We start from the raw sequence: 12532 nt of genomic DNA, 5'->3' as shown, positions 1-12532 counted from the left end.
CGGCCGTTTATATAAGGAATAATCACAATGAAGCTCAACGACAATACCCTTTTCAGACAACAATGTTACTTATCCGGTCAGTGGGTGGACGCTGACAACGGCAGTTGCACAGAAATCACTAACCCATCTGATGGCAGCGTAATCGGAACCGTGCCAAACCTAGGTGCAAAAGAAACACTTCAGGCGATTGAAGATGCTCAAGTCGCTTTTAAATCCTGGAAGAAAGAGACCGCTGAACACCGTTCTAAGGTACTCCGTCGCTGGTATGAACTGATGATGGAAAACGCGGATGATCTTGCAACCATCATGACTACTGAGCAAGGCAAGCCCCACCCTGAAGCAAAAGGTGAAGTCGCTTACGCAGCGAGCTTTGTGGAGTGGTTTGCAGAAGAAGCACGCCGCGCTTATGGCGACATTATTCCTACACACAAGGGTGATGCTCGCATTCTTGCAACCAAGGAACCAATTGGCGTTGTTGCCGCAATTACACCGTGGAACTTCCCGGCAGCAATGATCACTCGTAAATGTGGCCCGGCTTTCGCGGCTGGATGCCCAGTAATCCTAAAGCCTGCACCTGAAACTCCTTATACGGCGCTGGCGTTGGCAGAACTTGGCGAGCGAGCTGGCCTGCCAAAAGGTCTGTTTAGCGTTATCACTGGCGATGCGATCGAGATCGGTAAAGTGCTGACTGAAAGCAAAGCAGTACGAAAACTCTCTTTCACTGGCTCAACCAATGTGGGTAAGATCCTGATGCAGCAGTCTGCCAGCACAGTGAAAAAGCTTTCTCTTGAGTTGGGCGGTAACGCGCCGTTTATTGTGTTTGATGATGCGGATATCGATGCGGCTGTGGACGGTGCGCTTATTGCTAAGTTCCGTAACGCAGGTCAAACCTGTGTCTGTGCTAACCGCATCTTTGTTCAGGAAGGTGTTTACGATGAATTTGCTCAAAAGCTGACGGCAAAAGTAGCGGAACTTAAGGTGGGTGACGGTTTCGAGCCGGGCGTGAAGATTGGCCCTCTGGTGAACGATGCCGCCGTCAACAAGGTCAAGCAGCACATTGAGGATGCTTGCGCTAAAGGTGCGGTAGTTAAATACGGTACGTTACCTGAAGAAGGAAGCCGTTTGTTTGTGCCCCATGTTTTGACAGGCGTAACGGACGATATGCTGGTTGCCTCCGAAGAGACGTTTGGCCCGATGGCTCCGCTGTTTAAGTTCTCAACCGAAGATGAAGTGATTGAACGCGCTAACGATACTGAGTTTGGCCTTTCATCTTACGTTTACACTCAATCTCTTGCGCGTGCATGGAAGGTGGGTGAAGTGCTGGAAACTGGCATTGTAGGCATAAACGAAGGCATTATCTCTACGACCGTTGCACCGTTTGGCGGTGTGAAGGAGTCTGGCCTGGGACGTGAAGGTTCTTATATTGGACTTGAAGAGTTCCTTGAGACGAAATATATGCTGATGGGTGGACTGAAGTAGTAGCCTCTCCTAGTTTTATTGGGCAGCATCATTGGGTGCTGCCTTTTTTGTTTCGTGTCAGAATGGCGCATAGGATATGCTTGATTCCGCTAACCGCATAATTCAGTTACGTATCCTTAATAAATACTGAGTGATAGCATGTTGCTGCATCAAGCACATCCTATACACCTCAAGTAAGTTCAGTTGGTGAACTAAAATAATTAGCAACAAGGAAGTCATAATGAACCGTTCAGAAAAATTCTGGGATAAGCTCGCGAAGAAGTATTCCCAAATGCCTATCAGGGATGAAGAGAACTATCAAAAAAAGTTGGCTGAAACTCAGTCTTATTTTACCCCTGACTCCCGCATATTAGAGTTTGGCTGTGGAACAGGCTCTACTGCTATTCTGCATGCACCTCATGTGAGCCACATCGATGCCGTCGATATTTCAGAAAACATGATTAATATCGGACGCGCGCGAGCAGAAGAAGCCAATATTGAGAACGTTACATTCCACCATGGAGCGCTGGAACAACTTAACCTTGACGCATCGAGTATGGATGCGGTTTTGGGTTTAAATGTGGTTCATTTACTACCAGACAGAAAGGCTGTATTGGATGAAACGTTTCGGACTTTAAAACCTGGAGGTGTGTTTGTAACAAGCACTGTTTGTCTGGGGAACTCCATCTATGGGCTGATTAAATGGATCGCGCCCATTGGTAAGTTACTGGGTTTCTTGCCGGATATCCACGTAATGAAAGTGGCAGAGCTAAATCGCGAGCTTGAACAAGCAGGCTTCACCATTGAGAACCAATGGCAACATGGTCCCAAGGGGATTAGCGTCTTCACTGTTGCTAAAAAGGCAGAGTAATTCTGCCCCCTAACTGTAAAAGTCACTTCCGATAATTTGGTTAATTTCCCCCATAAAAAACCGAATTATTGAATTTATTTCCAAAGTCATTGGGATTTTTGGACATCGAACTCCCAAACAAGTCACTGCATAATCCTCTCCATCAACTGAATTGATTGAATCTTATTAAACAAATCGCGTGGAGAAGGTCATGTCACATCCAATCATTAAAGATCTAAATAACCGTTACACTGCAAAAAAGTATGATGCAAGCAAGCGAGTATCTGCCGAAGATATGGAAGTGGTTAAACAGGCGATCACGCTTTCTGCTTCTTCTATCAACTCTCAACCATGGAAGTTTATTGTTATTGAGAGCGACGAAGCGAAACAGCGTTTCCACGATACCTTTGCGAACAAGTTTGAGTTTAATCAGCCACATGCAAAAGAAGCGTCGCATACGATTCTGTTTGCCTACAACCCGCGCTTTACTAAAGAACACTACAAGAAAGTAGTTGATGCGGAAGTGACTTCAGGCCATCTGCCAGCGGATATGTACGATAACATGCTTAACGGCGCGTTTATGTTTGCTGACCTAAACACTGATGAGACAGGCTATAACGGCTACTGGACCAAAGCTCAGACTTATATCGCTCTGGGTAATGCGCTTCACGTTCTGGCTCGTATGGGTATCGATTCTACGACAATGGAAGGTGTTGACTCCGAACTGATCGGTGAGATCTTTAAAGAAGAACTAGACGGTTACGTATGTGACGTTGCACTGGCGATTGGTTATCACAAAGATGGTGACGACTATAACCACGGTGCACCAAAAGCACGTCTGGCGGTAGAGGATGTGTTTACTGTCCTATAAGTAAACAATTACAGATTAAACAGTAAGGTCAGGGTATTGCCCTGGCCTTTTTGCGTTTAAAGAGACGTAAACCGGGATACATCTACAGAATTGATCTAAATCATTCATCTACAGAATGGGTATAAAGCTACCTTTTTTGGGTAGATAGCAACCTTTCTACCACTGCCGTTGACATTCAGACTACTGACAAATTCCTGATTAAGTAGTTAATAATGATTAGCAATAAGTGGCTTGAACTCTACCAACATATCAACGAACAAATCGAAGTCTTTCCAAAAGACATTGAACCGTTACTGAGCAAGCGTTTGGACTCGCTGAAAGTCCAGTTCAAATCAGATAGAAAACCGCTTAATCGTGAACAGCTAGACTGGCTAGAAAGCGAAGCGTTTACCATGGTGATGGCTGACACTATACAAAACTCTGAGCTGAACCATGAGCAAGTCAGTTTTTTATTTGATACCACTCTGGCTGCTCAATTGGGTCAATTATCGCTGGCGGTAGTCAACAGTAACAAAGCGCTTTTATCCAAAGACGACATAGCTCAAATGAGCGGGTTAGCCTATCAACAGCTTGGCGATTATGACTTAGCTAAGCAGATGTTTGAGGAAACCATTGAACACCATCCTGACTCAGGGTTAGCTCACTGCTATCTGGGCTTTGTTTATCTGCATCTAAGTGACACTGAACAGGCGAAAAACTGCTTTCTTAAAAGCATCGAAGTCGCCCCTACTTTTATTGGTGGATACCAGAATCTTGCCGGACTTTATTATCAGGAACGGCAATTTGAAAAAGCCACAGACTATGCTGAGCAAGCCTATCAGCAGGAACAAACTTTAGCCGCCACTTACATCACTGCAATCAGCGCTTATCTAGCTCTAGGTGAAAAAGAGCAAGCCGACAACTGGGTTAACCGGGCATTTCAACACCAGGTGACCTCTATAGAACTTGTAAGGTTAGCCGGGATTACCGCACATCAAAATGGCCGATTAGAAGAGGCGCTTGAAGCCTTAGACCACTATCTCGAGGCCAAGCCAGAAAGCTTTGACGTACTGAGTATCCGTGCTCGTTTGAAATCTGAACTCGGTTTATATCAGGAAATGGAGTCAGATCTAAAACAGCTTCTCACCCTTGAGCCCTATGACGAATGGTGTCTTGAGCACCTATTTCTTGCGTATTTCCACACCAGCCAATGGCAAAACGCTCAGTTGGTCATGGTCGACCTAAACAAGCTGGCAGCCCATTACAAAGTTACTTATCGAGAACAAATAAACCTAATTAATCAAAAACTAAATCTCGATGTTGTTGAGTTAAATTAATCAGAGGAAGCAACTGTGAAAAAACAATCTGAACAAGGCATCGCCGATACATCACGGCGAGATTTCCTTAAACTTGGAGGAGCTGCTGCAGCCACGACCGCTGTTGGTTCTGCAGCGGGTGCTGGATTTGTGCTTGGGCGAGATCCTGATGCTAATGTTGGCTGGGGACGAACCGAAGCGGGGAAAGATATGTTCTTTAACCGCGAACCGTTTCGTGTAGACGTTGCACCTACTCTTAAAGTCGAAGGCAACCTCACCCGCCCTGAGTGGCAAGATTTCCTGTTTCATCGAGTCCCTGCTTTGTATAAAGCGATGAAAAAAGGGTGGACACCAACTGAAAACTGGCAGGATATTCCTGACGAAAGAGTTCGAGAATACTATTCTCGTTATCCTGAACGTTGGAAGGATATGTTGGAATCTTTCACTCAAGAAGTTCGACATGGACAAAATATCGAGTCGCACAGAGATCAGTTTGCACTGGGGTGGGCCTACTCTGCCGCCTATTTGAAAGGTGTGTATAGCGACTTTCCACCAAAACCCAAAGGCCATCCGGACGAGGTGGACTTCCAATGGGTAAAGGATACGAAACAAGAGTTCAAATCACCAAAGCACGCTTCGGAACTCATCAAGAAAATGGCGTTCAAGTTTGGGATGAGCATTGTTGGAATTGCGAAAGTTGACCCAAACTTTGTGTTCAAAAACACTATGCGTGGTATGCCTGAATGGGATGACAGTATTCCGAAACACTGGAAATATGTCGTTATTTTTGGCACGCCTATGAACTGGGACCCAATGTACGCTGCTATTGGTTACTCTACCTCCTATGATGGTTACTTCAGAGCCAAAAATGCAGCAGGACTGATGGCTGCATTTTTGGGCGAGCTGGGATACGCAGCAAGACCTCAATGGCCAGGTTCCGAATATGAAATCGTTCTGCCTCCATTAGCCATTCTGGCAGGTATGGGAGAAGCGGCGAGAAACGGAGTTCTGCTTACTCCAGAGCTTGGACCTAATATTCGACCGGCTGCTGTGATTACCGATCTGGAACTTGAACCAGACATGCCAATCGATACCAAGGTGGGCCACTTCTGTGAAGAATGCAAAATATGCGCGGATGCCTGTCCGAGTGGCGCAATAAGTAAAGCTGACAAACCAGATACTGTAGTACGTGGTTACCGCAAATACGCCTTTAATCAGGATGCTTGTTGGAAAATGTGGCGTTCCGGACCAACAGAGACCGCGATGGGTTGTCGTGTCTGTATCGCTGTCTGCCCATATACACGTAAAAACAACTGGATTCACGCCATCGTCAAAGAGACCGACCCACGCGATCCAACAGGCCTGACTCGTAAATCATTACTCGCGATGCAGCACAATTTCTTCTACTACCCAGAAGCCGAGGCATATCACGGCAAGTGGAATGGTGGCCGATTCGCTGGATACCATCAACCACCAGAGTGGTTGCGCAGTGAAAACTACCTGAAGGTAGAAAAAACCTGGGAATATGACGGCAACTGGGAGGGCATCTAATGTTTCCACAATCAACAATACTCGACCCACTTTTCTGGATGGCATTCGGAGCGCTGCAGGTACTTATTTTTGCAGGCGCTAATCAATGGGCTAAGCAATATCAGTTGGAGATGAACTTGTGGAAATGGACCATTGCCGGTGGATGGTGGTTCTCATTACTGCTTTCGATAGCAGGAGGCTTTACCTTGCTTGGCGAGAACGAGGGGGCTGCTGGCTGGTACTTTCTGGGATTCTCGGGTACAGGGCTAATAATCGGTGGTGCGATTATACTTAGGGTATTTATCATGCTAAAACCTAAGTCAGCATAACCAACAGATTGGCCAATAAAATCAAGCCATAAACAAACTGTTTTATGGCTTGAGATATTCAAACGAAACAAAAAGATAAGATTATGGGTAAACAAGATATTCCCGTTCAAAAACTCGATGCAGACGTCACTTTAACCAATCCGTTTATATACCGGATATCGGAACTGTATAAGCTGATGCAGGTAGACGTAGTTTCTGAGCCCCATCGCCTTAACTTTAACGCTCTGATATATATTACCGAAGGTGAAGGCATTCATTATATTGAGCACAAAATGTATCGCCTTCGACCCGGCACGCTACTTACTGTAGGGCAAAATCAGATCCATGCATTTACCAGAGAGCTCTCGGTTGAAGGTTATGTTCTGCCTTTTAACGCTGAGATGCTAAACCTGAACGCACAAGAGAGTTATGCCGACCTAATGCTAGCCGCACTTAACGAAAACAACGTTGTACAAGACGCTGGTGAAGCCGTCGATATTCTTTTTGAGCAAATGGTAAAAGAGTTTGAATCGGAATCAGAGTTTCAACGGGAGATTATTCGAAACCTGCTCAGAGCAATCATTCTTAAATCGGTCGTGCCCAACTATAAAAAAGAACTGAATGAACGAGCGCCCGCTGGCCAAAAAGATTTCTATCGTATTAAGAACTACATTGATGAACATTTTGCTGAAAGACCAACGACCTCTGAAATAGCCTCCGCTCTAAATAAAAGTGTTAAACAAATCAACCGGCTGGCAAAGGATAACGCAAGTTGCAGCACAAAAGAGCTACTCGATGAACGTGTTCTTACAGAAGCAAAGCGCCTGCTGGCTTACAGCCAGTTATCCATTGTGGAAGTCGCTCATGAGCTTGGTTTTAACGAAGCGACGAATATGACTAAGTTCTTTAAACGCCACACTGCAATCTCACCAAAAGAATTTCGGCAGTTGTGTAAGGTAGGTTTGAATAGAAAGTAACTTTATAATTTAACTAAGCCGCAGTTGGGAAACTGCGGCTTTTTGCTGTCTGAGAAGTAATAACTATACCACTTTTGCTTTCAACACTAATAGTACCCTGCCCCAAATAGCACCCAGTACAATTAAGATCGTGCCGACAAAACCAAGGAAATACCAACCTGCATTGCCCTCGTTTTCCCCTAAAAGAGTAAAAGCACCTGCGATGGTTAGCATAAAGCTCAAGTACCAAATGGCTGTTACTCCCCATTTCCACCAGTTCATGGGAATACCCAGCTCTTTCGCCCACACTCTGGCCCCTACAAATACCAGCACTTGCAGTGCTCCAAGTACCATCCAGAAAATTGGATCAAATATTGTTGATTGTGGAAACATCAGATTCCCTCCCAGTTGCCGTCGTATTCCCAGGTTTTCTTCACTTTCAGATAGTTTTCGCTTCTTAACCACTCTGGTGGCTGGTGATAGCCTGCGAACTTGCCACCGGTCCATTCAGGGTGGAAATCCTGCGCATCCGGGTAGTAGAAGAAATTATGTTGCATGGCTAATAACGCTTTGCGAGTCAGGCCGGTAGGATCGCGAGGGTCTGCCTCCTTCACCAGGACATGCATCCAGTTGTTTTTCCTGGTATATGGACAAACTGCGACACAAATCCGACATCCCAGACCATCAGCTGTTGATGCTGTGTTCCAGAATTCATAGCAACTGTCCTGATTAAAGTCGTACTTACGGAAGCCCCGGGAAACAACATCGGGCTTATCTGCGCTACTGATGGAACCACTTGGACAAGTATCCGCACATATCTTGCACTCCTCGCAGAAATGTTTAACGCCGATATCAATCGGTTTGTCGGCTTCAAGATCCAGGTTAGTGATGACCGCAGCAAGTCGGATGTTGGTACCCACTTCCGGAGTAATCAATGTTCCGCCCCGACCTATCTCACCCATGCCAGATGCTGCGGCAAGTGGAGGGACCATAATTTCGTAATCATTTCCCGGCCATTGAGGACGCGCAGCGTAACCTAGCTGCCCCAAAAATGCCGCCATTAAACCTGTAGCCTGCTGACAACGCCAGTAAGCATCAAATGATGTTGAGTAGCCAGCAGCTGCGTACATTGGGTCCCAGTTCATCGGCACACCGAAGATGATCACGTTCTTCCAATGCTTAGGTACCGACTCATCCCAATCCTGACTTCCACCCGGCATACCGCGCATCATGTTTTTAACCATAAAACGTTCATCAAACTTAGCGATGGTGCACAAACTCATACCGTATTTGTACGCCATTTGTTTAATTAGCTTGGAGGCGTGTGCTGGCGACTGAAACTCTACTTGTTTATCGGCGACATTACCGATCAGTTTGAAATCCTCGACATCAGGGTGTCCCTGTGGTCGTGGTGGAAACTGACTTGTCGCGAGCGCAGTTAAGAAAGAACGGTCATAAGCCCAGGCAAGTGCATAACGATCAAACTGAGGTCTGGTATTGTCTGCATGGGCGGCCATTTGCATAATCGCGCCCTGCATTTTCGGCCAGCGATCAGGGTATTTTTCATAGTAAGCGCGGGTTTTAGGCTCTGGAATATCTGTCCAGTTGCTGTTCGTAATATCAAAGCCATCAGCTATCAGCTCTTTCAGCACACCACGTCGGTTAAACAGCCAGTCCCCCCACGCAGGTCGTTCTGCCTTGCCTACTAACTCTAATGTCGGGGCGACATCTACCTCAAAGGGTTTTCGGTCGAAGAACTGATCTTTACCCGCTTCCGTTCTTCCCCACCCTACGTTTGCATCGGGATCTCGCCCCGCGATAAAACCAGCTCCCATCGAAGCTCCGACAGTGGCCACTGCTGCTGTGGCACTACCAAACTTCAGGAAGTCACGGCGCGATTGATCTGACACCTGAGAGGTTTTCTCATCCTCTTTTTCCATATCATTGCTCCACTCATTGTTATTATGAAATAAAGAACGTAAGCGTTTTATTACGTTCTGAATGTCATCAATTATTCATTGAGTGCTGGCTGGTCTACAGACTGAAACAAAACACAAACTGGTAAAAAAGAAACCAATTTGTGTTTGTGCCGGATGAGGAAATATAACAGTGGCTGGCTATAAATTATGTCGGCAAAGTTGACGAAATTCTTTGGGTGTCACATCTGTATGTCGACGGAAAAACTTGGTCATATTGGTCGCTTCTTTAAAACCAAGTTGAAGAGAAATATCGTAAATAGAATCCTGACTAAAGGCCAAGCGACGCTTTAATTCTAACAGGACACGATCATCAATTAATTGTTTGGCCGTTTTCCCGGTATGCTTTTTTGATATTAAGTTTAAGCTTTTACTGCATACACCAATCATATTGGCATAATCAGCCGCTTTGTGGGTCTGATGAAAATGGTTTTCGAGAACATACTTTAAACGCCGAAAATGACGTGAGTCCTGACTACTGTGGTGCTCCAATGAGTCATAATATTTAACTAGGGTATTCAACAATAATGCTCTGAGCAGAGAACGAATAACTTCCCGGCTTATCAGGCCCTTCCTGGGTAATTCCTGTTTTAGCGTATCGATATAGGACTGATAATCTGAACACTCTAATGTCATGCAGTTGATCGAATCCATCGCCTGACGGATCCTATCCTGAACTAAGTCATCTTTACCCGTACTGAACACCTGATCGTTAAAGATTACCACGCAACCCTCTAGCTCAGGATTATTATCAAAGTAATGAACCTGATATTTCGCAACGGAAATGACCGTGCCTGGCTGATAGTGATAAACCTTATAATCGATATGGTGACGACCTGTTCCTTGCTGAATAAAAATCAACGCATCAAAATTAATCCGATGAGGTTTAATAACACTGTTTTCATCTCGTCTTGTCGCAAGCTCGCTTATTTTAAAAACAGCAAAATCCATATCATCCCGCATAGAATGCATATCCAGACTAACGATATTATCCGGTGCCATCATTTTTGTTGTTCACTCTTACTACTATTGAAAATGATACGATTGGTACTTAAGTCGGTTTATTTTGACCCATAGTTCAACCTGTCAACAGGTCGATAACTGACGTGAAATGGTAAAAATCGGAAATATAGAAGATATTCCCAAAATCATCATTTTCATTCCCTACTTCACCTGTTTACCACAACCGCTTTCCAATAATCTGAAGCCACCAGCCTATTAATGAATGTGTGAAAAATGATCAGCAATAAATGGATTGATCTTCTTAATTTTACTCAGCAGAAAACGTCCGCTTTCCCTTCTATAGACACAATTACCGAAGCGTTAAACCAACGCGTAATGTTTATGAAAAATCAGTTTTCTGAAACCCCGAATCAGACCACAGAATATATCGATTGGGTAGAACACGAAGTGTTTAGCTCTGTAATGAGTGATGCCCTCAAAAAGCCTGCACTGAAATTAGAACAAGCCGAGTTTTTGTATGATCTCTTTCTTTCCGTAAATCTTTGCCAGCTCTGTATGAGTTTACTTAACCATCATGGCGGTCTATTTCCCAAGGGAGAGCTGGAAATAAAACAAGGCATCGCGCTCCAAAGAATGGGAGAGGCGCAGCAAGCGGAGTTAGCGTTTCACGAGGCAAGCAAATTGCTGCCTGATAGCGGTTTGCCTTTGTACCATTTAGCATATTGCCAGCTCTACAGTGGCAACGCGGACTTAGCACTTGAACTCTTCAATCAGAGCGCTGGGAAATCACCCGGATTCGCACCTGTTTGGCAAAGCATTGCTGGTTGCCATTATCAGGAGAGTCGATTTGAAGATGCATTAACGGCCTGTCAAAAAGCACGCGACCTGGACTCGTCAATAGCGCCTTGCTACATAACCGCGATATCTTCCCTGCTTGCGTTGGAGCGACCAGAAGAAGCGCTTATCTGGTTGAATCTGGCCACTCAGAACCAGATAAACTCTCCCGAACTCGATAGGCTTTCTGGTTTGTGTGCTCTGCAAAACAACCAACCTGAAGCAGCCATCATGAGCTTAAGCAAGTATCTGGAGGTTCACCCAGATGATATGAGTGTGGTTGCTATCTTGGCTCAAGCTCTGGCTGTCGCCGAAAAATGGAAAGAGATTCAGGATGTCCTGCTTCGTTTACTAAAAACTGACCCGCACAACCATTGGTGTTTAGAACAGCTATTTTTGTCCTACTTTCACACTAAACAGTGGCCTAAAGCAGAAGTTGTTATGAATCAACTTAAACAGACCTCGGAGTACTACTCTAATACTTACCATGAACAATTTGAGAAAGTGAATCAGCAGCAGTCTATTGTTCTTTCGAACGTAAATGTGAACTAACGAAAAGCTTCAAACTCCTCACTGATCCTGTTTCTAACCCATTGATGAACAGGGTCATTCTGATGCCTCTCATGCCAAAGTGCTCGTATACTCACATCCGGTAAAGGAAACGTACTTGGTTGGCTAGCTAGGCCGTATACCTTTGCACCCAGCGCTGCTATAGATGCAGGCAGAAATGCAATTAGGTCTGTACCGGAAATCAACGATATCTGCGAATTAAGAGACTCCGTATACAAGCCGACTTTTCTCTCAGATATTCCGTTGTCTTTGCAGAACAGGGCTACAGGATCGTCTTTGTCTTCTATCAAGCTCGATTTAACGTGGGGATAAAGAAAGATCGTTTCGATACACCAGTCATTAAGAGCCGGATGCTGATCATCAAGCAGGCATACCAGAGGTTCATCCAACAATCTTTTCTGAATCAGGCGAGGGTTCGCGGAAAGGCCCGCACCAATTATCATATCCAGTTTTCCTGCATCAAGCTTCTCGTATGCCTCAGCATTGAGTAGCTGCAAATCAAAGATTATGTTGGGGGCTTCCTTTTTCATTTTCCTCAGAATCGAAGAGAGGTATGAGGTGACAACAAAGTCATGTGTCTGAATACAAAAACGTGCCTTCACCTGAGTGATATCCAGCTTTTTGGGACTAAGCAATGTATCTATTTCACCAAGAATAAAACGAAGTTTTTCAGAGAGCTCCAGTGCACGAGAAGTAGGCTCCAACCCTTTTGCTGTGCGGATGAATAACGGGTCGTCAAAGGTTGTTCTCAGCCTAGACAATGTATGGCTCATCGCTGACTGAGTAACATTCATTCTTTTGGCGGCCCGGCCAACGTGTAACTCATCTAGCAGCACATCTAATGACCTGAGCAGATTAAGATCGACTTTTGAAATATTAATTTCATTCATAATTAAAATCAGTAACAACCATTTCCATTAA

General features: G+C 45.0%; 12 protein-coding genes. 8 read left to right on the top strand and 4 right to left on the bottom strand.

Annotated elements, in window-relative coordinates:
• The first annotated feature begins 27 nt into the window (after positions 1-27).
• The 7 genes from SNR28_RS15775 (at position 28) to SNR28_RS15745 (ending at position 7289) form a co-directional block, all read left to right on the top strand.
• Positions 28-1479, top strand: coding sequence for an NAD-dependent succinate-semialdehyde dehydrogenase (locus SNR28_RS15775; RefSeq protein WP_375753620.1), 1452 nt, complete (start codon positions 28-30; stop codon positions 1477-1479).
• A 220-nt stretch (positions 1480-1699) separates the two neighbouring features.
• Positions 1700-2329 carry a class I SAM-dependent methyltransferase gene (locus SNR28_RS15770; protein WP_375753619.1) on the top strand — a complete coding sequence of 210 codons (630 nt, stop codon included), beginning with the start codon at positions 1700-1702 and terminating at the stop codon, positions 2327-2329.
• 190 nt (positions 2330-2519) lie between these two features.
• On the top strand, positions 2520-3179 hold the full coding sequence (locus SNR28_RS15765) for a nitroreductase family protein (RefSeq protein WP_375753618.1): 660 nt from the start codon (positions 2520-2522) through the stop codon (positions 3177-3179).
• A 212-nt stretch (positions 3180-3391) separates the two neighbouring features.
• Positions 3392-4495: a tetratricopeptide repeat protein gene (locus SNR28_RS15760; RefSeq protein WP_375753617.1), complete on the top strand. Its 1104-nt coding sequence runs from the start codon at positions 3392-3394 to the stop codon at positions 4493-4495.
• Between the two features lie 15 nt (positions 4496-4510).
• A complete protein-coding gene (locus tag SNR28_RS15755; RefSeq protein WP_375753616.1) occupies positions 4511-6025 on the top strand; it encodes a reductive dehalogenase in 1515 nt (504 codons plus the stop codon).
• Positions 6025-6333, top strand: coding sequence for a hypothetical protein (locus tag SNR28_RS15750; protein WP_375753615.1), 309 nt, complete (start codon positions 6025-6027; stop codon positions 6331-6333). The genes SNR28_RS15755 and SNR28_RS15750 overlap by 1 nt, the downstream gene beginning before the upstream one ends.
• An 83-nt stretch (positions 6334-6416) precedes the next feature.
• Positions 6417-7289, top strand: a complete 873-nt coding sequence (locus tag SNR28_RS15745) for a helix-turn-helix transcriptional regulator (RefSeq protein ID WP_375753614.1) — start codon at positions 6417-6419, stop codon at positions 7287-7289.
• A 63-nt stretch (positions 7290-7352) separates the two neighbouring features.
• Here SNR28_RS15745 and SNR28_RS15740 read toward each other — a convergent pair whose 3' ends face one another.
• From SNR28_RS15740 to SNR28_RS15730, 3 genes are all read right to left on the bottom strand, one after another.
• The gene (locus SNR28_RS15740; RefSeq protein WP_375753613.1) at positions 7353-7661 is read right to left on the bottom strand and encodes a hypothetical protein; all 309 of its coding nucleotides are present in this window, start codon (positions 7659-7661) and stop codon (positions 7353-7355) included.
• Positions 7661-9208: a reductive dehalogenase gene (locus SNR28_RS15735; protein ID WP_375753612.1), complete on the bottom strand. Its 1548-nt coding sequence runs from the start codon at positions 9206-9208 to the stop codon at positions 7661-7663. Before SNR28_RS15735 ends, SNR28_RS15740 begins: the two co-directional genes overlap by 1 nt.
• A 177-nt stretch (positions 9209-9385) precedes the next feature.
• A complete protein-coding gene (locus tag SNR28_RS15730; protein ID WP_375753611.1) occupies positions 9386-10249 on the bottom strand; it encodes a helix-turn-helix domain-containing protein in 864 nt (287 codons plus the stop codon).
• A gap of 231 nt (positions 10250-10480) precedes the next feature.
• Between SNR28_RS15730 and SNR28_RS15725 the strand changes: the two genes are divergently transcribed.
• Positions 10481-11593, top strand: coding sequence for a tetratricopeptide repeat protein (locus SNR28_RS15725; RefSeq protein WP_375753610.1), 1113 nt, complete (start codon positions 10481-10483; stop codon positions 11591-11593).
• Here SNR28_RS15725 and SNR28_RS15720 read toward each other — a convergent pair.
• On the bottom strand, positions 11590-12501 hold the full coding sequence (locus SNR28_RS15720; RefSeq protein WP_375753609.1) for a LysR family transcriptional regulator: 912 nt from the start codon (positions 12499-12501) through the stop codon (positions 11590-11592). The genes SNR28_RS15725 and SNR28_RS15720 overlap by 4 nt on opposite strands.
• Positions 12502-12532 lie beyond the last annotated feature (31 nt).

The organism is Vibrio iocasae (genome assembly GCF_042245395.1).
GTDB lineage: Bacteria > Pseudomonadota > Gammaproteobacteria > Enterobacterales > Vibrionaceae > Vibrio > Vibrio iocasae.
The sequence above is the reverse complement of the archived record's forward strand: the minus strand, read 5'-3'. Positions and strand labels throughout refer to the sequence as shown.